We start from the raw sequence: 22,543 nt of genomic DNA on the forward strand, positions 1-22,543 counted from the left end.
CGTTCACAGGACCTGGTTGAGGAACTGGCGCAGCCGGGGGTGCTGGGCGCCTTCGAAGATCCGGTCAGGGGTGTCGATCTCGGCGAGGCGGCTGTCGCACATGAAGGCGACGCGGTCGGCGGCCTCCCGGGCGAAGCCCATTTCGTGGGTGACGACGGCCATGGTCATGCCGCCCTGAGCGAGGTCACGCATCACGGCGAGCACGTCCTTGACGAGTTCGGGGTCGAGCGCCGAGGTCGCCTCGTCGAAGAGCATGACCTCGGGTTCCATGGCGAGAGCACGGGCGATGGCCACGCGCTGTTGCTGCCCGCCCGACAGGCGGCCGGGCCTCTGGTCGGCGAACGCTGCGAGGCCCACCTCGTCCAGACGGCGTCGCGCAACCGACCTGGCCTGTTCGCGGGTGAGGCCCTTGACCGAGGTCAGGGCAACGGTGATGTTGCGCTCGACGCTCATGTGCGGGAAGAGATTGAAGTGCTGGAAGACCATGCCGATGCGGGCGCGGGCCGCGTCCACGTCGGTGCCGGGGGCGGTCAGGCAGGTCTCACCGAGCCAGATGTCACCCGTGTCGGGCCGTTCCAGCAGATTGAGACACTTCAGCAGCGTGGACTTGCCGGACCCGGACGGTCCGATGAGACAGAGCGTTTCTCCTCGTCGGATGTCCAGACTGATGTCACGCAGGACGGTCGTGGAGCCGTAGCTCTTGCTCAGAGCGGTGACGCGCAAGGCCGCGGAGGCGGGGGGCGCCTCGGCTGCGCTGGGCATCGGTTCTCCTCCGGTGGTGGTGGGGCTCATCGGCTCTCTCCTCCTGCTGCTGCAACCGGGGTGTCGGGCAGGTCGGGATCTGCTGGAGCCGGAGTGCTCTGGGGGCGCGGCCCTTCGCGCAGCCGCCCGTCGAGGTGGTTGACGAAGTAGGTCAAGGGGATGGTCAGGGCGAGGTAGCAGATGCCGGCCGCGATCAGTGGTGAGGAGTTGTACGTCCGCGCGACCTCCTCCTGGGCGATGAAGTACAGCTCTCGCTGTCCCACGGCCAGGCCGAGGAGGTAGACCAGCGAACTTTCCTTGATGTCCTTGACGAACTGGCCGGCCAGGGCGGGCAGCACGCGCCGGATGCCCTGGGGAACCACGACCAGGCGCATGGCTCGCAGATAGCTCATGCCGAGACTGCGGGCCGCCTGCAGCTGACCGGGATCGACGCTCTGTATCCCGGAACGGAAGATCTCAGCGGTGTAGGCACCGGAGATGATCCCGATCGCCAGAATCGCGTACCCGAACGGATCGGTACCGAAGAGACGGATGCCCGCGGCCGGCAAGCCCACCCCCACCAGCATCACCGTGATGATCACGGGCAGGCCGCGGAAGACGTCGACATAGATCCGTGCCGGCAGGCGCATCCACCATCGGTGTGACAGCAGCAGCATGGCGGCGAGCAGTGCGATGACGACGCCCACGACGATGGCACCGGCGGCGATGATCAGGGTGTTGAGAAGGCCCTCGGTGATCAGCCGGGGAAAGGTCTGAGCGATCAGGTCCCAGTTGAAGAACGTGTTGACCAGGGCGTTCGACGCGAGGGACACCGGGGATGAGGCATTCATGGCGATTCCTGACCATGGGTGCGGACGGGCAGGGAGGCCCGGAATTCGGCCCGGACCTCGTCGAGCAGCTCCGGCTCATCGAGGAGATCCAGAACCAGCGCGGCCAGGGCGGTCGTGATGGTCTCGACCGCATCATGTGCGTACGGGCTGCGGGCGGCTTCGCGCATCCGGACGGAGTGACCGGGAGTATCGCGCGGGCATATCTGAATATATGGATGAATTACCGGCATTTTGACCGATACATTACCGATATCTGAAGAACCGGCCGGATTCTGCGGCGACGGCGGCTCCAGTTCCAGCCCGAGGCCGGCGGTGTAGGCGGCGAGCCGGTCGGCCATCACCATGTTGTTGTTGCGTTCTGTGTACCGGGGCGCGGTCTCCGCGTAGTCGACGGTCGTGCCGGTGGCCAGCGCCGCTCCGTCGGCGGCGGCGAGCACGCGGGGCAGCAGGGTGTCCAGGGCCGCGGATGTCGCCTCGCGGACGAAGATGTCCACCTCGGCGTGGTCGGGTACGACGTTGGGTGCGCCGCCGCCCCGCACGACGACGCCGTGCACCCGGGCGGTCGGGGGGATGAACTGCCTCAGCGAGTCGACCGCCGTGAGGAAGAGCTGGGTCCCCGCGGCTGCCGAACGGCCGTCCCAGGGCGCCTTGGCCGCGTGCGCGGAGACTCCCCGGAAGACGACCCGCAGATGGCTCGCGGCGAGAGCGTGCCGGGCGCGCAGGCTCCGGTCCGCGGGATGGAACATCACCGCGGCGTCGACTCCGTCGAAAACACCGCGTTCCAGCATCAGGATCTTGCCGCCACCGCCCTCCTCTCCCGGGGTGCCGATCACCTTGAGCGTGCCTCGATGGCCGGGACGCACGGAAGCCGCGGCGACGGCGGCGGTCAGACCGCCGGCCGCGATCAGGTTGTGCCCGCAGCCGTGACCTATGTCCGGCAGGGCGTCGTACTCCAGCAACACCGCGATCGTCGGGCCGTCCGCGGAGCCCCGGTGAGTCGCGGTGAACGCCGTCGGCAGGCCCGCCACGTCCTTGTCCACCTCGAAACCCGCAACCGCCAAACGCGCGGCGAGCTGCTCGACGGCGTAGTGCTCCTCGAACCGGGTCTCCGGCGTTCCGTGCAGATCGAGGCTGAGCTGGTCCAGTGCCGCCCGGCGCTCGCGCACGGCGGCACACAGGTCGGCGGGGACACGAAGGGTCATGGCAACTCCGGGCTGGTCCTGTTTGGGTTGCCGGAACCGTAGGCGGTGCGGGGAGCGGTACCTAGAATGCTTACCGGGGGCGCGATAAGCGACAGGTCGTGGAGCGGAGGTGAGCGTGAGCGTCGTACTCACACTTGCCGGCGCCGGTCCGACCCACGTCGTGGCGGGCGCATCTCCCCTCGCGGAGCTGACGGCAGCACTCCATGCCTACACCGAGACCGAGCACCACCACTGGGCTCTTCGCTGGGCACGTGGTCTGGAAGCCGAGCCGGACCGTGGCGACACCTTGGTCGGCACCAGAGCGAGCGTCTCCACCCTCAGTTCCGAGACGCGGCGCCACATCCGGGAATGGGCACCCTTGTGGGCCTCTTACCGGGCCCGCTACCTGCTTCCGCTGAGTCCGGTGGGAGACCGCACGCTCGCCGAGGAGCTCGCAGACATCGAGCGGCTGCCCCTCCCGCTCTTCGCGGAGCTGACCGGGTACGCGATCAGGGGCGGCAACTCCGGACCCCCGCTGAACCGGCTTCTCAGGGACGCCGGGCAGCGCGCAGAACTGCTGGCGTCGGCCGAGCGCCGCTCCACCGTACGAGCCGAGCTCGCCGACAGACTTCTGGGCGACCCCGGCAGCCTGCGTACGGACCTGCTTGATCTGCTGATCTGCGCCGCCCGGGCCCTGGAAGCGGACTTGGCCCGTGCCGAGCGGGTGATCACCGAACAGCTGCCGGGACTGTGCAAGAGCATCCAGCGAGAGGGTCCGGGCCCGGCCCTCGCCGGTCTGGACCCCTCGGCGTCCTACCGCGACGAGCCGCCCCGTGTCGTCTTCGACAAGTTCCACCACGGGATCGTGAACGTAGCCACCACTCCGGTGCTCATCGTGCCGTCGGTCTTTGGGCGACCGCACCTGTTGGTGAAGCACGAGTCCGGCTTCGCCGCGGTCGTCCAGTACCCCCTGCTTGCGGAGGGGAGCGACCAGCCTGCTCACCCCGTCGTCAACCGCCGCCTCGAAGTGCTGTGCGACGCAGGCCGGCAGCGCATCGTCCGTGCCATCGCGAGAGAACCGCTCACCCCGTCCGAACTGGCCGACCGCGGAGGTATGTCCCTTCCGCAGGTCTCCCGCCACCTCGCCCGGCTGCGTGAGGCCGGCCTCGTCACGGTAGTGCGTGACGGCCGTCGCGCCTACTACCAGCTCGACCTCGAACGGGTACGCCGCCTCGGCGACGATCTCCTGACCGTCCTGTTCCACTGAGTTCGACCGGTCGAGCCCACGCGGGTGCAGCGCGCGGAACCCGCTTGCGCAGGAGCTGCCGATGCTTGTCCTCGCCGCGGCAAGCGTCGTCGTCGATGCGCATGGAACTTCTAGCGTTGGCGCATCCGAGAGCCTTCGTGCCTCGGGCGAGCAGAGGAGTTCTCGCCATGAACGCTCAGCGCGGCCGCACCTGGTCCATCACCGTTCCCGCAGACGCCCGCGGAGTTCCTCGTGTGCGCGGAGCCGTCTGCGACACGCTCCGCGCATGGGGAACAGTGGACGAACATGCCGTCCAGACGGTGCGGTTGATCGTCTCGGAGCTGGTGACGAACGTCGTGCTCCACGCTTCCGCTGCTACCGCGGAAGCAGTCGTGACGATGGAGATGCTCGACGACTTCCGCATGCGCCTGGGAGTACACGACAGCCACCCGGGGAGCCCGGTACCCGTGCAGAGTGACGTCGGATCACTTCACGGCCGTGGTTTGTCGATTGCGCAGGCGTTGGTGCAGGAACTGGACGGGGTGCTGTTCGTCGAGCGAGCACTCGATGGCGGGAAGACGGTCGGAATCGTCGTGGCCGCCTCCTCCGGCACTCTCCCGCAGGCCGGTCACGACAGGGCCTCGGCGGGAGCACATGCTGAGCGCGAGGAGAAGAATCACGCCTCCATCGCTCTACATGAGAGATTGAGTGCGCGGACGAAGAAATTCAGCTCCCCCGGCTGCGCGCGGTGAGCTGCCTTCGGCGCGGGACAGCGCCTCCGCGACGTGACCATTGACGCCAAAGGGGATGGCGGGTGGGACGGCGGCGGGCCGCCCCACCCGCCATGAGCGGCTGGTCAGCCTGGACGCCGTGCTCGGCGCCGGGGCCATGACGGCGACCGCGGCAGGCCCAGTTCAGGCGCGGTTTGACGCCTCATCCTTCTCGGCCCCCGTCAGTCTTTTCCGATCCTTGTGTCCAACCAGCGGGACACCATCCGAAGTCCCGCCTGTACGTCGAACCATGCTCTGGTTGGCACGAGGTGGGGAAGCCTGTGACGGAGGCGTCCTCCGTACCGTGTGTCCGAAGTTGCAGCCCGCCCGATCGCTTCAGCTCACTCTGGAAGAAGGCGACTGAGCCGGATAGGCTGACGAGACAACGTCTGGCCTGTGGAAAAGGCCACAGAGGCTCCGCCCCGAGCAGAGGGGCGGAGCCTCTGCGCGTTGGAATGAAAATCCGCTGCGGGCGGGTTCGAAGGCCGTCCTTGAGCTGGCGCGATCGCCCTTCATGCCTTCGGCACGATCCTGTCGGGCCTCATTGAGGCCGAGTTGAGGCCGCAAGGACAGGAACAGACTGACAAGGGCTGACTAGCCCCCACATGGATAACCGCATGTGACCTGCGAAAACGTCAAGGATGAGCGTTGATCGGCAAGGACCGCCAAGATCCTCAAAGGACTCATAATCCGTCGGCCGTGGGTTCGAGTCCCACCCGCCCCACCACTCGCTACGCGAGAAGAATCCTTCTGACCAGCGTCTTTGCGGGTCGGGGTGGGCGTGAGGGGATCTTGGCGGCTCCCTGACGATCATGGTTTCACGATCGTGAGGACGAATTGGGGACGCGGGTCACGTCGCAGGATTCAGTCCCTCGTCCGGCCCATCGCCGTCGGTCTCCGGCCCCGCCTTCGGGAGGTGGTCGCCTTCCTGCTTGGAGGGCTTCGCTCGTCCCCGACCCCGCTTCTTGGCTCGGGGCACGACTGCGCTCGTGGACTCCGCCTCCGCCGTGAGCAGTTGAGGCAGGACGCTCGTGTACGTGTCCGAAGTGATCTGCCGGGAGCTGTGCCCAAGCCGCTCCTGGACGACCTTGATGTCCGCCTTGCCCAGCAGCGCCAGCGTCGCTGACAGGTGCCGCGTGTCGTGCAACCGGATCGGGGGGAGGCCCGACAGCTCCACGAGACGATTGAATCGACGGCTGATCCAGTCGGAATGCAGAGGGGCGCCGTTTTCGTGCGTCCAGACCCGGTTGGTCTCGACCCACGCCTGGTCGCGATCCCACGACTCGCGCTCCTCGGTCTGGGCGGCTCGCCACGCCTGCCAGAGCTCACGCGTCTGAGACTAGGAGGTCACCTGTCCCGGCGGGACGACGACCACCCGCTGGAACCCCGACCGCTCACCCGAAGGCACCACGGTTGTCCGGGTCCGCTTCAACGGCGGCCAGTGCCGGCCCTGTCCGGTCCGCGAGCAGTGCACCACTTCCAGCCTCGGTAGGCGCCTGACCCTGCGGCCCCGCGAAGAACACGAAGCACTCCGCCAGGCCCGCGCCGACCAAGACACCGACACCTGGAAGGACCGCTACAAGAGCCGTGCCGGAGTCAAGGGCACCATCTCGCAAGGCGTCCAGCGCTGCGGCCTGCGCCGATCGCGCTACCGCGGCCTGGCGAAGACCAGCCTCCAGCACCAGCTCACCGGCGCCGCCATCAACCTCGCCCGCATCGACGCCCACCTCACCGGCACACCCCGAGCCCGCACCCGCACCAGCCACTTCGCAGCACTTCGCCCCGCCGACCACATGATCGACGGGGCGAAGTAGCCAGGACCCGAATTAACCAACAGCGTCCCGTGCTCTGGCGCCGGGGGCTCACTCGTACCGGCCGAAGTGCTGCCGGATCAGCCGAAGGCGAGCTTGTCGTTCCAGCCGGATCCGATGACGGTCTTCACCGGAGGGTTGGTGTTCGTCGTGGACGGGTTGTAGATCGCCATGTGGCCGTCCGAGGGGAACAGAGCCCAGATGTCCGGGATCTGGTCGTTGTTGATGTCCGGGATGCCGATCGCGTACTTGACGTCGGTATCGGTCCAGTTGGTGCCGAAGGACTCGTCGCCGGCGACGGAGTTGGCGGCCAGCGCGATCGAGTTGAGGTCGACGCTGTTCGTGCCCGTGCCGGGCTTGCCGCGGCGCAGGTACATATTGCCGTTGTCCAGGTTCCGCCAGAGCAGGTCGGGCGTGCCGTCCTTGTTCATGTCGGCCAGGTTGACGATGTCACGGCGGGCCCAGGCGGTGCCCTCCTCCAGGGTGGCCGTCTGGATGCTGCCGCCGCTGTAGCCGGAGAGGATCCAGAAGGCGGTGCCGGCCTTCACGGTGAAGTCGGGCATCTTGTCGCCGGTGATGTCACCGACGGCCTTGAGCGTGTCCCAGGTGGACGGGGCGGGCGCGTTCGACGGGAGGCGGACCTTCATCCGCTTGCCGACGTCGAAGGAGCCGTAGCCGTCGCCCGGGTAGAGCCAGAAGCCGCCGTCCGGGGTGCGGGCGAACAGGTCCGTGGTGCCGTCGCCCGGGTAGGCGTCCGCGTAGTGCGCGATCAGCGCCGCCTTGCCGCTGGTCGCGTCGTACCAGTGGCCCGGCGGGGTGAGCGTCGACTTGCCGTCGGCGCCGACGGTGTAGGACGAGGTCAGCTGGCCGTACAGCTCGCCGCCCGGCTGGCCGGGGTACGTGCGCAGGACGCCGGTGTTGTCGATGACCATCAGGTCGGGCGTGCCGTCGCCGCCCACGTCGCCGGGGCCGTCGGCGGTGTTCTTCGGCGGGACGTAGGTCGTGTAGTCGGTCCGTGCGCTCGCGTTGCCCAGGTTGTCGTAGGCGTAGACCTGGAGCGTGTTCGGGCCTGCGTTCAGCGGCGCCAGGTTGGGGACCGTGGCGACGCCGTTGGCGTCGGCGTTGATCGGCTGCGCGTTGACTCCGCCCCAGGCGTACGTGAACTTCACGGCGCCCGGGGAGTCGAAGGTGATCGGGCCGGTCTGGCCGAAGTTCACCGTCGCCCAGGTGGCGCCGTCCGAGGTGGCCCGGAGCCACGTGTCACTGGTGACGATGGGCTGCGAGGGGCCGCTCGGGTCGACCGTGATGCGGCAGGGCTCGGTGCCCGGCGGGTAGTTGGTGGACGTCGCGCCCGCCGCGTCCTGGGCCATGGCGTCCCAGGAGAAGGTGGTGTTGGTCGTGATGTCCTTGAGCAGCGGGTCGGTGACCGGGATGGTGAACGACTTGGTGTCGCCGGCCGCGGCGAACGAGACGTAGTCACCGGCCGGGACCGTGCCGCCGGTCTTCCAGAAGCGGAAGCGGACCTTGCTCAGGTTGTTGTCGGGGTCCTTGGCGGTCACCGTCAGCGTGATGTTGGTCTTGCCGACCGTCACGCCGTTGCCGGGGCCGGGGGTGCAGACGCCGCCGGGCTTCGACGTGCCGCTGTAGGGCTCGTTCGGGTTGCGGTTGTACGTGGCCTCGACAACCGCGGAGGTCGCCCTGAACTTGCGCCAGGTCTGGACGTCCGACTCGCTGGTGGCCCGCATGCCCAGGGTCAGGGTCGAGTAGCCCTTGTCCGTGACGTACTGGGCGGCGGTCTTGACGTTGAAGGCCTCGTAGTCGTCCGGGCAGGAGGTCGACCAGCCGTGCGCGAAGGACTTGCGCTGGATCTCGTCCGACCAGCTCGGCTGGGCGTTCCACGTGGTGCTCGACGAGATCGCGCCGGTGCGCCACAGCTGGAACTCGCGGGCCGTGCAGGACCAGGAGTGGTTGTTGAGCACCTTGAAGGTCGCAGAGGTGATGTCCGCGCCCTTGATCTTGCTGTCCCAGTCCATGCGCCAGAACGACCGGGCGGTGCCGCCGGTGTCGCTCTCGTGGCCGACGCGGGCGTCGGAGGTGCCGGAGGAGAAGTTGGTGCCGTTGTAGAAGCTGGTGCTCGGGTACGGCTTGTAGGCCACCGTCCACGCCTGCCAGCCCGGGTTCAGCGACGGGTCGACGAACAGCGGGTAGGTGACGTCCTTGCGGTCGGCCAGGCCGGTCGCGGCGAAGCCGACCTTCAGGCGCACGGTGCCGGTGCCCTCGCCGTCCAGGCCCATCGTCATCGGGGCGGACTGGGCGCCCGGCTCGACGCCGGTGAGGCCGGAGAGCTTCAGGACCTCGGCGGGGGTGCCGGCCGCGGTGCGGTGCTCGGTGCCCCCGGGCAGCTCGGGGTCACGGCCGCTGGAATCCCACGCGAACGGCGTGGGGACCGAGCCGATCTCCTTGCCGCCCTTGTCGAGTATCCGGACCCGCTGGGCCTTGTCGTCGCGGGCGAAGGTGACGTCGTCCGCGCGCAGCCCGTACGAGACGGTGGCCAGCGCCTTGCTGTGCGCGGCGGCGGGCGTCTTGACGATCAGGGCCTGGGCCAGACCGCCCTCCTCGCGGGCCACGAGCAGCAGGTCGACGCCCGGCAGCACCTCGGAGTAGAGGGCGCGGGGGCCGTCGAGCACCGGCTCGGGCAGCGGGCCCGGCCAGGTGTACGCGATGGTGTGGCCGGCGAGTTCCACCTCGGCGAGCAGCGTCTCGCCCGGCGCCTCGCCGCGGGCGAAGGAGCGGTCGGCGCGGACATGCGGAGCGTTGCCGCTCGCGAAGCGGAGCGGAACGGCCGCGTTCACCGGCGCGATGCCAAGGTCCTTGGAGGCCTTGGCCGTTCGCTTGAGGGTGTTGTCGATCGGGGCCCAGTGGCCCGCGGCGTTCTTCGCCCGGACCGGGGCCGCGTTGACCCGGGTCTTGAACTGCCCGTTGGGCAGCGCCCAGGTCAGCGAGGTGGCGCTGGTCGCGGTGTCGACCAGGACCTGCTTGTGGGTGCGCAGGGCCTCCGTCACGGCGGCGGCCTCGTCGCGCGGTCCGGTCGAGGCGGGGGTGGCGTCGGTGGCGCCGCCCGCGGTGGTGGGGGTCGTGCCGCCGGGGTGCCACCAGGGCAGCAGGGCGGCGGTCAGGGCGGCCAGCACGAGGCCGAGGGTCAGTGACAGCCGCGTGCGCGTGCGCACGAATGGGCTGAGATATCGGGGATATCGGGGCGGCGCGGTCACGGCGGTCTACTCCCGTGGGAACCAAGCGGATTGAGGACAGCACAGACAGCCCCGGTCGGCAGGCCGCGGGGCAGAAGGCGCGCACACGATCACACATGCGAAGATTCACGTCTATGCGTGTCGATGTTGTAAATCCGTTACGCAGATACGGAACCCGGTCAGTGTCGCATCAACTGAGTCGGTTTCAGCACTTTTCTGGGCTGCAATAAACGTTAACGCCCCCTTCTCCCGAAGGATCTGAAAGGCCGTGAGCGGAGTGCTCTGATCCGTTTCGTCGCGTGACGCGGATCACCCGCGTGTTCGTTCCGGCCCTCGGATCGATCTTGATCTCTGCGCCGGATATGGCAGAGAGTGCGCACGCACGCGCCTGAGCCAGACGTGTGCCCTTTGGTGTTTCCGCACCTCGTCCGTTGAATGATCCGCCAGGGTGGGAGTCGACGCGTATGCGTGCTTCAGGTTCGCTGTCATGGCTGGGGCGGGGACGCCCAGCCTTGACAGAGTCACAACGAAGGCGCCGGTGGCGAAGCCGCACGGCGACAATCCTTCTGCTGTCCTCGACACTGACCGTGACCAGTCTGGGCGGGGAGGCGCTCGCCATCCCTGGTCCCGGCATGAACCGCACGGAAGAGGTCGCGAAGGTCGACCTGCCGGCCCTGCCGAAGAGCACGGAGACCGACGGCGATGCCGGCGCCTCCACGACTCTTGACCTGGCGCCGCAGACCCCGATCGACCCGTACGCCCCCACGGGCGTCGCGCCGTGGAACTCCACCGCTCAGGCCGGACTCCCGGTCACCATTCAGGCGACCGACACCCCCGGCACCACAAAGCCGGTCGGTACCACCCCGGTCGCCATCGGCGTGCCCGCGGGCGGCGACCCGAACGCGCTCGCCGGTGACTGGACCGTGGGTGTCGCTCCGCAGACCACCTCGGTGGACGCAGGCGCCTCCGGCATCGTCATGAAGGTCACCCCGCCGGCCACGGTCGACCCGAACGCCGAGGTGGCGATCAGCGTCGACACCACCGGCTTCGCCGACCTCTACGGGCCGCAGGCCGCCGACCGCTTCGGTCTGATGCTGCTGCCCGACTGCGTCTACTCCTCGCCGACCACCGGCGACTGCGCGGACGGCGGCGGCACCGCGCCGATGGGCGGCATCGCGCCGATGGGCGGCATCGCGCCGATGTCCCTCGCCGACGGCGACAAGGACGTCAAGAACGGCAAGCAGCACTTCCAGCGGCTGCGCAGCTCGGTCAAGACGGTGCCCGCCAAGGACGCGCCCACCAAGGCCCCCGCGCCGAAGAACGCGACGGTTCACAAGATCGTCACCGGTACCGTCCCGGTCTCCGCCCTCCTCGACGCGGGCTTCGCCTCGTCGACGAACAAGACGGCGACCAAGGCGTCCTACCAGGACGGCGTCCAGCCCGCGGTGGCCGCGAACGGCGGCGCCGCCCTCGGCATGCTCGACACCGGCAGCTCCGTCTCCGGTGACTTCACGGCCTCGCCGCTGCTGTCCTCCGGCTCCTGGTCGGCGGGCTCCTCCTCGGGCGCCTTCACCTACAACTACGACATCCAGGTCCCGGAGACCGCCGGCGGCCTGATGCCGAAGGTGTCCCTCGGGTACTCGTCGCAGACCGTGGACGGCCGGACCTCCTCGTCGAACAACCAGGCTTCCTGGATCGGCGACGGCTGGGACTACAACGCGGGTTCCATCACCCGTACGTACGCCAACTGCCGTCAGGACTCCAAGAAGGCCGGCTCCAACAACTCCACGCACCGCACCGCGGACCTGTGCTGGGGCTCGAACAACGCCACCCTCTCGCTCGGCGGCATGACCACCGAGCTGGTCTGGGACGACACCAAGGGCCCGCTCGGTACCGATGGCAAGCCCGTCGGCCAGTGGTTCACCGCGAACGGCGACGGCTCCAAGGTCGAGCAGGTCCGCGGCGAGGCCACCGGCAACGGTGCCAAGGACGGCGAGTACTGGCGGGTCACCACCAAGGACGGCACGAAGTACTACTTCGGCAAGAACAAGCTGCCCGGCTGGTCCGACCACGGCACCGACCCGGACGACCCGACCACCGACTCGGTGCTCACCGTCCGCGTCTACGGCAACCACAGTGGCGAGGACTGCTACAAGGGTCCGACGACCACCGACTGGACCAACTCCTACTGCGACCAGGGCTGGCGCTGGGGCCTCGACTACGTCGAGGACGTCCACGGCAACGCCATGTCGCTGTGGTGGAAGAAGGACCAGAACTACTACGCCCCGAACTTCAACTTCAAGGACCCGATCGCCTACGACCGGGACGGCTGGCTCGACCACATCTACTACGGCCAGCGCAACAACAACATCTTCACGGCGACCGCCCCGGCCCGGGTCGGCTTCACCGTCGCCGAGCGCTGCTACACCGTCGGCTCGGTCACCTGCACCGACGCCAACTTCGCGTCCAAGGACCCCGGCCAGTACCGACCCTGGTTCGACACGCCGGCCGACCTGAACTGCGTCGCGAACAAGAAGTGCTGGAACGCGGGCCCGTCCTTCTGGACCCGTAAGCGCCTCGACAAGATTACGACCTCGGCCCAGCGGCTCACGGACACCTCCGCCCGCCAGGTCGTCGACGTGTACCAGCTCAAGCAGAGCTTCGCGCAGCTGAAGACCGGCCCGAACACGGCCCTCTGGCTGGAGTCGGTCCAGCGCACCGGCTACGCCCGTAAAGGCTCCACCGACGCGAGCGTCACCATGAACCCGATCCGGTTCGAGCCCAACGTCGAGGACATGCCGAACCGCGTCAAGGCGGTCAACCCCCAGCGACCCGGCTTCTCCCGGCTGCGCATCGCCCACGTCGTCAACGAGTACGGTGGCGAGACCTTCGTCACCTACAAGCCCATCGAGGGCGACTGCCTCACCGGCAACCTGCCCGCCAAGACGGACACAGCGGCGCTGAAGGCCAACAACCGGCTCTGCTACCCGGTGTACTGGAACCCCGACCCCGAGGTCGAGGACATCGACTGGTTCCACAAGTACGTCGTCGACTCCATCGAGGAGTCGCCGAACGTCGACGGCGCCCAGCCGATGCAGACGCAGTATGTGTACGCGAACCCGGCCTGGAAGCTGGCCGAGGCCGAGTTCACCAAGAAGTCCACGCGTACGTACTCGCAGTTCGCGGGCTTCGAGCAGACCACCGTCCTCACCGGCCAGGCGCCCAGCACCGAGCACCCGGAGCTGAAGCAGTCCAAGGCCGTCACCCGCTTCTTCCGCGGCCTCGGCAGCACCGTGTCCGTCAAGGACATCACCGGTACCGAGATCGCCAAGGACGAGGAGCCGTTCGCCGGCCGGATCGCCGAGGAGCTCACGTACACCGACTCCTCCAAGGCCGACACCGACTGGCTCTCCCGCTCCATCACCGTCCCGGATGCCACCGAGCTCGCCAGGCGCAACCGCGACGACGGCCTGAGCCCGCTGCGGGCGTGGCGGGTCACGGAGCCGACGGAGATCGCGTACAGCAAGTCGTCGGGCACCAACACGAACGACACGCGCACCATGCGCCAGGTCAAGACGACGACCACGTACGACCCGACCTACGGTTATCCGACCCAGGTGGAGTCGCTCGGCGACACGGGCAAGACCGGTGACGAGTCCTGCACCCAGTCCACCTACCTGAACCGGACCGACAAGAACCTCATCGGTCTGTCCAAGGAGGTGCTGGTCTCGCCGACGACCTGCGCGGCGGCGAACTTCAGCGACCTCTCGACGCTCAGCGGCGGCAGCCGCACCGCGTACGACGGCACGGCCTACGGCACCGCGCTCGGCTCCGGCACCCGAGGCCTGGCCACCGAGTCCTGGTCGCTCAACGACAAGGGCACCGGCTTCGAGACCAGCGGCACCATCGGCTTCGACGCGGTCGGCCGGGTGGTCAAGCAGACCGACCCGGACCAGATGAAGCAGGCGTTCCCGAAGTCGTCGACGATCAGCTACGAGTCCATAGGCCCGGCCACGGGCCAGATCTTCAAGGTCACCACGACCAATGTGCTCGGTCACACCCAGATCCAGGAGCTGGAGCCGGGCCGCTCGACCACGCTGAAGACGACCGACGCCAACAACCTCGTCAGCGAGGCCGTGTACGACCCGCTGGGCCGCCTCGCCGAGGCCTGGATCCCGGGCCGCACCCCGTCGCCGAACTCGGTGCCGGACTTCCGCGCGGTCTACACGGTCCCCGCGGAGGAGACCGACCCGACCGACTCCAACATCAAGATCCGCAAGCCTCCGTACGTCACCACCTACGCCCGTGGCTACGAGGACCGGGTCGAGCAGTCGGTCACGCTCTACGACGGCCTCGGCCGTGAGCGGCAGACGCAGGAGGAGGCCGACAACGACGCCGGCTGGCTGATCACCGACACCCTCTACGACGGAACCGGCGAGGTCTACCAGACCAACAACGCCTACCTCACCCAGGAGTCCACGCCGGGCCTGCTCTTCACCCCGGTCTCCGACCTCCAGATCCCCAACATCACGCGCTACTCCTACGACGGCCTCGGCCGCGTCACGCAGGAGACGCCGTGGATGAAGTGGGTCGACCCCGCCGACGGCAAGTCCTACTCCAAGGCGTACGAGGACCGGGCCACGAAGTACGAGTACGGCGAGGACTGGTCGAAGGTCATCAACCCGCAGGGGGCTTCCTCCTACCGGGTCTACACCGACGCCCTCGGCCGCACCGTCCGCACGGACACCTTCAACCCGGCGGCGCCCGACCAGGTCAACCCCGCGGGCGTCCACGAGCGCTACACCTCGACGGCCTACGAGTACGACTCGCGCAGCCAGGTCAAGAAGGCGACCCAGTCAGCGGACGAGACGCACCCGTGGACGTGGACGTACAACCACAAGGGCCTGGTGGAGACGGCAACCGACCCGGACACCGGCACGACCACCACGGAGTACGACGACCGCGGCCGGGTCCTGACGACCACGAACGCTCGCGGCATCAAGGTCTGGAGCGCCTACGACGAGCTGTCGCGGCCGAAGCAGCAGCGTCTGAACGACGCCGCCGGCACCTTGCTCTCGGAGTTCACGTACGACACCGCCCCGGGCGGCAAGGGCATGCCCGCCACCGCCGTCCGCTACACGGACCGCGATGCGTACACGCAGTCGGTCGACGGCTACACCAAGGACTACCAGCCGACCTCGACCACACTCACCCTGCCCGACTCCCTCGTCAGCACATGGGGCCTGAAGAAGAACTACACCTACAACTACACGTACTCGGACACCGGTGCCCTTGAGGACACCACCCTTCCCGCGGTTGGCAACTTCGCCTCGGAGAAGCTCGAAGTCCGCTACAACAAGGACGGCAAGCCGCTCTCCATCTCCGGCAAGGACTGGTACGGCTCCGAGACGATGTACGACCCGTTCGGCCAGGTGCTGCGCTCCACCCTGGGCGCCCAGCCCTACCGGGTGTGGACGCAGAACGACTACGACGAGTCCAGCGGTGAGCTGAAGGACCAGCAGGTCTACCGGGAGAAGGGGGCCACCGACCCCGCCACCGACAAGTCCGTCGTCGGCGGCAACCTCGTCTCCAACCGGGCGTACACGTACGACGCGGCCGGCAACGTCACCTCGATCCAGGAGAATTCGACCGGGATCGCGGAGAACCAGTGCTTCAGCTACGACCCGCTGGGCCAGCTGAAGACGGCGTGGACCGACAAGAACCAGGCCAAGTGCTCGGCCGCCCCGAAGAACGCCGACGGCACGCTCAACGTGGCCTCCGGCACGGACCAGTCCGGCTACTGGCAGGAGTACGAGTACGACCTCCTGGGCAACCGCACCAAGCTGACCCAGAGGAACCTCGCCGGCGACACCACCAAGGACGCTGTCGCCGACTACAAGTACGGCAAGGCGGATGGCACCCAGCCGCGCACGCTGACCAAGGTCACCAAGAAGTACAAGAGCCCCGCGGGCGCCGACGTCACGGCCGAGGCCACCCGGCTGTACGAACTCACCGGCGAGACCAAGACGGTCACGTCCGTCGAGACCGGTGACAAGCAGGACCTGACCTGGACCTATGACGGCCAGGTCGACCGGATCACCGGCGCGGGAACCGGCGGCAAGACCCCGTACGTGGGTCCGGCGCAGAAGTGCCTCGACCTCAAGTCCGGGCTCGCCGCTGCCTCGCAGCCGATCCAGCTGTACGGCTGCAACGCGTCGTCGCCGCAGAACTTCAAGTTCACGCCCACCCCGGCCACGGCGACGGTCCCGCAGCCCGACCCCAACCGCGGCACGCTGTCCGTCTCCGGTGACTGGTGCCTCCAGCCCACCGGGACGGCCGTCGGTTCCGCGGTGCAGATCCAGAAGTGCGACGGGTCGTCCGCGCAGGAGCTGCTCCGTAACGCCGCCGGTCAGCTGACCCACAGGAACTCCAACCTGTGCCTCGCGGCGCAGAACGGGGCCACCGCGAACGGCACCCCGATCGTGCTCGCGACCTGTGACGCGGCCAACGCCGCGCAGCTGTGGCTGCCGCAGAACGACACCCGTCACATCTACGGCCCCGACGGCAACCGGCTGCTGACCATCAAGGGCAAGCAGGCCACCCTGTACCTGGGCGAGGCCGAGGTGACCGTCCAGCAGGGCGGTGTCCTCGTCAACACCCAGCGCACCTACGCCGCGCCCGGCGGAGCGGTCATGCGCTACTCCTACGGCACGGGCTCCGAGACCCTGGTCGCCCAGACCACGGACCACCAGGGCAGCGCGTACGCGGAGGTCGCCCTCTACGGCGGCATGTCGGTGCGCATCCGCAAGCAGGACCCGTTCGGCAACGAGCGCGGCACCCTCGCCGGCAACCTGCAGAGCCACAAGGGATTCCTCGGCAAGACCCGGGACGACGCCTCCGGCTACCAGCCGCTGGGCGCCCGGCTCTACGACCCGGTCGTGGGCCGCTTCCTGTCCGCGGACCCGGTGCTCGACCTGAACGACCCGATGCAGTCCAACGGGTACTCATACGCGAACAACAACCCGGAGACGTTCTCCGACCCCTCGGGTCTGTCCATCGCCCTCACCGCCTCCGAGACGGCCGCGGCCCTCGCGGGCGCGGGCCTGTCGGCCGCGGAGGTCGCGCAGGCGCAGTCGATGCAGGGCAAGTCCCTGACCTCGGTGATCCTCGCCGTGGCCTGGGAGACGCTGAAGGACTTCATCGGCATCAACGACGCCATCGCCTGCTTCGGCGGTGACATGTGGTCCTGCGCCAGCGTCATCATGGACGCCATTCCATGGGGCAAGCTCGGCAAGATCCCGGCCGTCATGAAGGCGGTCGACCGCACGATCGAGGCCATCAAGGCCTTCAAGGTGGCCAAGCGGGCGGCGGAAATCGTCCTCAAGGCGGCCAAGGCGGCCGAGACAGCGGCGCTACGGGCCAAGAAGCTGGCCATTGAAAAGGCCAAACACGAGGCCATCCAAAGAGCGAGGAAGAAGGCCGCCGAGGCGGCCAAGAGAGCGGCGGACCGCGCCGCCGAACGCGCCAAGAAGACCGGTAACCCGGTCCACAAGGCGGCCCAGGCCAAGGCGGCACCCAAGTCCTCCGCCCATGGCGGTGGCGGCGGCCGCGGTGGGAAGACCGAGCCCAAGGCCAGCGGCTCCTCGCGCAGCCACGGCGGTTCGAGCGGCGGTGCCGGCTCCGGCAAGACCGGCTGCAACAGTTTCTTGCCCGGCACCAAGGTGCTGATGGCCGATGCCTCCACCAAGGCCATCGAGAAGATCAAGACCGGTGACAAGGTCGTCGCCACCGACCCCAAGACCGGGGAGACCCGCGTCGAGACGGTCTCGGCGTTGATCAAGGGCCACGGCGTCAAGCACCTGGTCAAGGTCACGATCGACACCGACGGCAAGGCTGGCTCGAAGACGGCCCAGGTCACCGCGACCGACGGCCACCCCTTCTGGGTCCCCGAGCTGGGTAAGTGGGTCAAGGCCACCGACCTGCAGCAAGGCCAGTGGCTCCGGACCAGCGCCGGCACCCGTGTCCAGATCCGTTCGATCCAGCGGTGGACCGCCCAGGACACCACGGTCCACAACCTGACCGTCGGCGACCTTCACACGTACTACGTGGTGGACGGCGGGACCTCTGTCCTCACCCACAACACCTCCGCGTGTGAGAGCGGTGGCGGCGGCGGCCGTGGCGGCGACGACGACATGATCGAGGTGTACCGGGGTACGGACTTCACCTTGGAGAACATGATCGCCGACGAGTCGGGCTACCTCATGAGCGATGCGGCCCGTTCCGTCTATGCGGGTGGCGGTTCGCTCGATGACGCCATGAAGGCATCCCAGCAGGCTCACGCGGACCACCTCGCTGCTTGGGGCGACATGGACAGCTACGCCCAGGCGCATGCATCCTTCGGTACGGAGATGGCCGAGATCGGTCCCCGGTCGATGATGTCGTTCACCACCGATCCCAAGGTGGCACGAAGCTTCGGCGGGACCGTCTACGTCGCACGGGTTCCCCGTAGCTCGGTCTTCTTCCAGACACTGGAAGGTGCGGGAGAGGCAGAAGTGCTGATCTCGCACATGGTGAGGGTGACGAGGCTGTAGATGTACGTGGAGATTGTTCTCGGTCTGCTCCCGGTGCGTTACTACCCGGGGGCGAGCGTCCTGGACGTGGGAGACCTTCTGCCCGGTCAGGACGCGGACCGGGAACAGCTCCTCGCTCGGCCCGACAGCATGAGACGCATCATCATGCCCGTTCCGGGTGGAAGACAGGTGAGGCTGTTTCTGCATTGGGCCGACGGTACGCAGCTGGAAGAGCTTGACGAGCGGATCATCGCTGACCTGCCGAGCGACGGTTTCTTCGCCGGCGCTCTGGTGGGCACCGATGTCCCGCTCCGCTGTCGGAACTGCGAGGCGAGATTCGTCGGCATCGTGGCCGACACGGGAACGCCACTTCTTACGGACGTGGCGACTCGGCTACGACACCACAGATTCGTCGCGGCATGTCCGACGTGCGGTTCCCGATGGCAGCCCTACGTGCTGCACGTCATCGCCCTCAGGTGAGGTAGGCAGAAGGTCCGTCGGAGCTAATCCGGCGGACCTTCTGCTTTCCGCGTCCAACCGGTCTCGTGCCGACTATCCGCGCCTCCGCCTCCAGCCTCAGCCCCTCCTCCATCACCGCCCTCGCGATCGGCGCCGCGCTCCCGCCCCCGCTGATGTCCGTACGGTTCGTCTCCGCGTCCTCCATCACCACCGCGACCGCCACCGCCGGCTGCGCCGAGTCCGCCGCCGGCGCCCAGGCGATGAACCAGGCGTACGGGGTGCCCGCGTTGCCCAGGCCGTGCTGGGCCGTGCCGGTCTTGCCGCCGACCACGGCGCCGGGGATGGCCCCGTTGGTGCCGGTGCCGTCCTCGACCGCGCGGACCATCAGCTCGCGCAGCCGCATCGCGGTGGACGGCGACATGGCCTGGGGGTAGCTGCGGCGGCCCGTGGTCTCGACCGTCGTGCCGCCGGAGGTCGTGGTGCGCTCGACCAGGTGCGGCTGGGCGATCTCGCCGTTGTTGGCGACGGCCGAGGCGACCAGGGCCATCTGGAGCGGGGTGGCAGCCGTGTCGAACTGGCCGATGGACGACAGGGCCAGCTGGTCGTCGCTCATGTCGGTGTCGAAGTTCGACTTCGCCACCCAGGACGGGATGGTCGGCCCGTCGACGTCCGTGACCACGCCCGCGTCCAGGGACGCCGCGGTCACGATCTTGAAGGTGGAGCCGGGCGGATAGGTCTGCCGGATCGCCCGGGCCAGCATCGGCTGGCTCAGCGAGGTATTGAGCCGCCGCCACGCGGCGGTGACCGCGTGGCCCGTGCCGGACAGCACGCCCGGGTCGTACGAGGGCGAGGAGACCAGGGCCAGGATCCGGCCGCTCGACGGCTCGACCGCCACCACCCCGCCCCGTTTGCCGGCCAGGCCGCGGAAGGCGGCCTGCTGCATCCTGGCCCGGGATCGTGGTGATGACGTCTCCGCCGGGCTGCCGGTCCCGGCTCAGGTCGTTCCACAGCGGGAACGGCGCGAGCAGCGGGTCGGTGCCGGAGAGCAGGTCGTCCTCGGCGCTCTCCAGGAGCGTGGTGCCGTATGTCTGGGAGGCGTAGCCGGTCACCGGCGCGTACAACGGGCCCTGGGGGTACGCGCCGCTGTCTGCCACAGGTTCAGCGTCGGCCGACGGCCCGTCGCCATGCCGCCGGTCCGTCCGCCTGCCCATCGACCACCAGATCATCTCCTCGCTGGTAGCGGGCGGCGTTTACGTGATCACAGGCCGGACGGCGGGAGTTCATCAGTCATCCGAATCTGCGCCCTGTGTCGTCGGAGAACAAGGCGTGCCGTAGAGGCCATGGCCTCGTCGACCATCTCGCCTTGGAAGGTCACAGTGCCCCTTCCGTCCTCCTGCGCCGCCTCGACCGCCGCTATCAGCTCTGCGCAGCGGTCCAGTTCGTCGGGGCTGGGAGAGAACACCTGGTTGATCACGGGGACATGGGAAGGGTGGATCGCCATCATCCCCTCGTAGCCGAGGGAGCGGTTCTGTTCGGCGAAGGCGCGGAGCCCCGGCAGGTCGGTGATGCGCGTCCACAATCCGCTGACCGGGCACGGCACCTCGGCTGCCCTGGCGTCCAGCAGAACGCGGGAGCGCAGTGCCACCGTTTCGGTTCCCTCTGGGCTCCAGCGGTATCCGACGGCGCGTTCCACGTCGCCGCCGGGTGCGGTGAGAGCGCCCAAGTAGGCGATACGCGGGACGGCTCGGGCGATGTCGTAGGCCTCGCGCAAGCCACGGGCCGTCTCCAGCAGGGGCACCAGGGCGACCTGTCCCGGGGACAGGCCCTGTTCCTGTTCGCACCAGCCCAGCAGCCGGTCGGCAAGCTTCACGTCCTGGGCGGAGCAGACTTTGGGGAGCACGATACCGGCGAGCCCGGGCCGTACGACCGCGCGCAGTTCCTCGGCCCCCGCCCAACCGTCCAGCGGGTTGACACGGACGAACAGCGCCATCCGTCCCGCCTGATCCGCCGGCGCGGCGGCGGCCCGCGCGATGGCGTCGGCCACCTGCGCACGGGCAGCGAGCTTGCCCGGGGCGGGCACCGCGTCCTCCAGGTCGAGGATGGCCGCGTCGGCGCCCGCCGTTTGGGCCTTGGGCAGCCAGTCGGTTCTAGTGCCGGGGACGAAGAGCAGGGAGCGCAGCGGGGGCCGGTCGACCGCTGCCGCGTCCACCTCGGCAAGCCTCTTCGAAGACGCTTCAGATGACATCGCTCTTCTCCAGGTCGGCCAGCTCGTTCTCGCTGAGTCCGAGCCACTGCCCGTAGACGAGGTGGTTGTCCTGCCCGAGGGCGGGACCCGTCCGCCAGACCCGGCCGGGCCGCTGCCGGAAGTGCGGGATCACCGCCTGCATGCGCACCGGGCCGAGGTCGGGGTCGTCGACGGTGACGATGTCTTCGCGTTCGGCATACACAGGGTCGGCGGCGATGTCCGCGGCGTCGAACACCCGTGAGGCCACGACTTCGGCGCGGGCGAACTCTTCGAGGCACTCGCCGGTGCCACGTTCCGCCACCCAGTTCCGCAGGCCCTCGTCCAGTTGTCCCCGCCGGTCGTGCTGTTGCCGCGCCGTGGCGAACTCCTTCTCGGGGAGTCCCAGCAGGCAGGCGATGTTGCGGACCGAGCGCAGCGTCGCGGAGGTCACCGTGATCCACTCGCCGTCGAGGGAGCGGTAGGTGTTGATCACGGCCGCGGGGGCGACCGCCAGCTGGTTGCCGGAGCGTTCGGGCACTTGTCCCAACTGGTCGTGGACGATGACCTGCCACTCGACGAGACGGTACAGGGACTCGAAGAGAGCGAGGTCGATCCACTCGCCGTCGAACCCGGGGTCGTGGTCACGGCGGTGCAGGGCGGCGAGGACGGCGTAGGCGCCCATCAGGCCGGTCACGGCGTCGCCGTGCGAGAAGCCGGTGTGGACGGGCGGGCCGTCGGGAAAGCCGGTCAGGTGGACGACTCCGCTGCGAGCTTCACCCATCTTGCCGAAGCCTGGGGCGTCCGCCTGTGATGAGGTGGCGCCGAAGCCGGAGATCTGCAGTAGTACGGCCCGGGGGTTGATCCGGTGCACGGAGTCCCAGTCGAGTCCCCAGCTGCGCAGGCGTCCGGCGCGCAGGGTGACGATGACGACGTCAGCCCAGGCGACGAGTCGGCGGGCGACGGTCCGGCCGGCCTCGTGGTGCAGATCGAGGGTGACCGAGCGTTTGTTACGGCCGGCGACCTTGAACCACAGGGGGACACCGTCACGTTGCGGCCCCATGGCGCGGGCCGCGTCTCCGGTGCCGGGGGGTTCCACGTGTACGACGTCGGCCCCTTGGTCGGCGAGCATCGAGCCCGCCAGCGGACCGGCCACCACATGGGCGAACTCGACCACTTTCAGCCCTTGCAACTGCCCGCGTCCGGTGGTGTTCCGCTCGTCGTCCCACACCGATGTGCTCCCTCGCCCCTGCAGTTCGCCTTGGTTTCCGACCGCGTCGTCCGCGTTGGTGCAACACGGTCGTCGCGGTTCGGGTCTTCAGATTGCAGGAGCAGAGAAATGCCTGTCGAGCAACAGAAGGCCATCAATCAATGCGAAGAACGCATGAATCGGGAAGGGGTGGGTGCGTTGGACGACCCGGGTGGTGCGGAGCTTCGGGCCCCGG

Annotated in this window: 10 protein-coding genes and 3 pseudogenes; 5 read left to right on the plus strand and 8 right to left on the minus strand. The window is 68.5% G+C overall.

Annotation, left to right across the window (positions count from 1 at the left end; genetic code table 11):
• Positions 1 to 3 precede the first annotated feature (3 nt).
• The 3 genes from ACIBTS_RS06075 to ACIBTS_RS06085 are packed head-to-tail and all read right to left on the minus strand — an operon-like array spanning position 4 to position 2,794.
• A complete protein-coding gene (locus tag ACIBTS_RS06075) occupies positions 4 to 762 on the minus strand; it encodes an amino acid ABC transporter ATP-binding protein (protein WP_399316907.1) in 759 nt (252 codons plus the stop codon).
• 26 nt (positions 763 to 788) lie between these two features.
• The gene (locus ACIBTS_RS06080) at positions 789 to 1,592 is read right to left on the minus strand and encodes an amino acid ABC transporter permease (RefSeq protein ID WP_399316910.1); all 804 of its coding nucleotides are present in this window, start codon (positions 1,590 to 1,592) and stop codon (positions 789 to 791) included.
• The gene (locus ACIBTS_RS06085; protein ID WP_399316911.1) at positions 1,589 to 2,794 is read right to left on the minus strand and encodes an amidohydrolase; all 1,206 of its coding nucleotides are present in this window, start codon (positions 2,792 to 2,794) and stop codon (positions 1,589 to 1,591) included. Before ACIBTS_RS06085 ends, ACIBTS_RS06080 begins: the two co-directional genes overlap by 4 nt.
• A 115-nt stretch (positions 2,795 to 2,909) precedes the next feature.
• On the opposite strand from ACIBTS_RS06085, the gene ACIBTS_RS06090 reads away from it, so the two are divergent.
• Positions 2,910 to 4,040: a DUF5937 family protein gene (locus tag ACIBTS_RS06090; RefSeq protein ID WP_399316913.1), complete on the plus strand. Its 1,131-nt coding sequence runs from the start codon at positions 2,910 to 2,912 to the stop codon at positions 4,038 to 4,040.
• A gap of 167 nt (positions 4,041 to 4,207) precedes the next feature.
• Positions 4,208 to 4,771, plus strand: coding sequence for an ATP-binding protein (locus ACIBTS_RS06095; RefSeq protein ID WP_399316915.1), 564 nt, complete (start codon positions 4,208 to 4,210; stop codon positions 4,769 to 4,771).
• An 868-nt stretch (positions 4,772 to 5,639) separates the two neighbouring features.
• On the opposite strand, the pseudogene ACIBTS_RS06100 reads toward ACIBTS_RS06095, so the two are convergent.
• Positions 5,640 to 6,029, minus strand: a pseudogene (locus ACIBTS_RS06100) (tyrosine-type recombinase/integrase); the annotation flags it as partial.
• Positions 6,030 to 6,132: 103 nt separating this feature from the next.
• Between ACIBTS_RS06100 and ACIBTS_RS06105 the strand changes: the two are divergent.
• Positions 6,133 to 6,603: pseudogene (locus ACIBTS_RS06105) on the plus strand (transposase); the annotation flags it as partial.
• A 77-nt stretch (positions 6,604 to 6,680) separates the two neighbouring features.
• Here the strand turns inward: ACIBTS_RS06105 and ACIBTS_RS06110 are convergent.
• Positions 6,681 to 9,827: a DNRLRE domain-containing protein gene (locus tag ACIBTS_RS06110; RefSeq protein ID WP_399316917.1), complete on the minus strand. Its 3,147-nt coding sequence runs from the start codon at positions 9,825 to 9,827 to the stop codon at positions 6,681 to 6,683.
• A gap of 653 nt (positions 9,828 to 10,480) precedes the next feature.
• Here ACIBTS_RS06110 and ACIBTS_RS06115 point away from each other — a divergent pair.
• Positions 10,481 to 18,439, plus strand: coding sequence for a ricin-type beta-trefoil lectin domain protein (locus ACIBTS_RS06115; protein ID WP_399316918.1), 7,959 nt, complete (start codon positions 10,481 to 10,483; stop codon positions 18,437 to 18,439).
• On the plus strand, positions 18,440 to 18,898 hold the full coding sequence (locus tag ACIBTS_RS06120) for a hypothetical protein (protein WP_399316920.1): 459 nt from the start codon (positions 18,440 to 18,442) through the stop codon (positions 18,896 to 18,898).
• A gap of 97 nt (positions 18,899 to 18,995) precedes the next feature.
• Here the strand turns inward: ACIBTS_RS06120 and ACIBTS_RS06125 are convergent.
• The 3 genes and pseudogenes from ACIBTS_RS06125 to ACIBTS_RS06135 all read right to left on the minus strand — a co-directional run.
• A pseudogene (locus ACIBTS_RS06125) lies at positions 18,996 to 20,055 on the minus strand (penicillin-binding transpeptidase domain-containing protein); the annotation flags it as partial.
• A gap of 80 nt (positions 20,056 to 20,135) precedes the next feature.
• Positions 20,136 to 21,122: an HpcH/HpaI aldolase/citrate lyase family protein gene (locus ACIBTS_RS06130; RefSeq protein ID WP_399316922.1), complete on the minus strand. Its 987-nt coding sequence runs from the start codon at positions 21,120 to 21,122 to the stop codon at positions 20,136 to 20,138.
• Positions 21,112 to 22,329: a CaiB/BaiF CoA transferase family protein gene (locus ACIBTS_RS06135; RefSeq protein WP_399316923.1), complete on the minus strand. Its 1,218-nt coding sequence runs from the start codon at positions 22,327 to 22,329 to the stop codon at positions 21,112 to 21,114. Before ACIBTS_RS06135 ends, ACIBTS_RS06130 begins: the two co-directional genes overlap by 11 nt.
• Positions 22,330 to 22,543: the final 214 nt, after the last annotated feature.

It is taken from the genome of Streptomyces sp. NPDC050121 (genome assembly GCF_044460385.1).
GTDB classification, from domain to species: domain Bacteria; phylum Actinomycetota; class Actinomycetes; order Streptomycetales; family Streptomycetaceae; genus Streptomyces; species Streptomyces soliscabiei.

What these genes read in the sequence shown, in the direction of transcription:
- ACIBTS_RS06075 (WP_399316907.1), bottom strand. Translation starts at nt 762, where the DNA reads ATGCCCAGCGCAGCCGAGGCGCCCCCCGCCTCCGCGGCCTTGCGCGTC.
- ACIBTS_RS06080 (WP_399316910.1), bottom strand. Translation starts at nt 1,592, where the DNA reads ATGAATGCCTCATCCCCGGTGTCCCTCGCGTCGAACGCCCTGGTCAAC.
- ACIBTS_RS06085 (WP_399316911.1), bottom strand. Translation starts at nt 2,794, where the DNA reads ATGACCCTTCGTGTCCCCGCCGACCTGTGTGCCGCCGTGCGCGAGCGC.
- ACIBTS_RS06095 (WP_399316915.1), top strand. Translation starts at nt 4,208, where the DNA reads ATGAACGCTCAGCGCGGCCGCACCTGGTCCATCACCGTTCCCGCAGAC.
- ACIBTS_RS06115 (WP_399316918.1), top strand. Translation starts at nt 10,481, where the DNA reads ATGAACCGCACGGAAGAGGTCGCGAAGGTCGACCTGCCGGCCCTGCCG.
- ACIBTS_RS06120 (WP_399316920.1), top strand. Translation starts at nt 18,440, where the DNA reads ATGTACGTGGAGATTGTTCTCGGTCTGCTCCCGGTGCGTTACTACCCG.
- ACIBTS_RS06130 (WP_399316922.1), bottom strand. Translation starts at nt 21,122, where the DNA reads ATGTCATCTGAAGCGTCTTCGAAGAGGCTTGCCGAGGTGGACGCGGCA.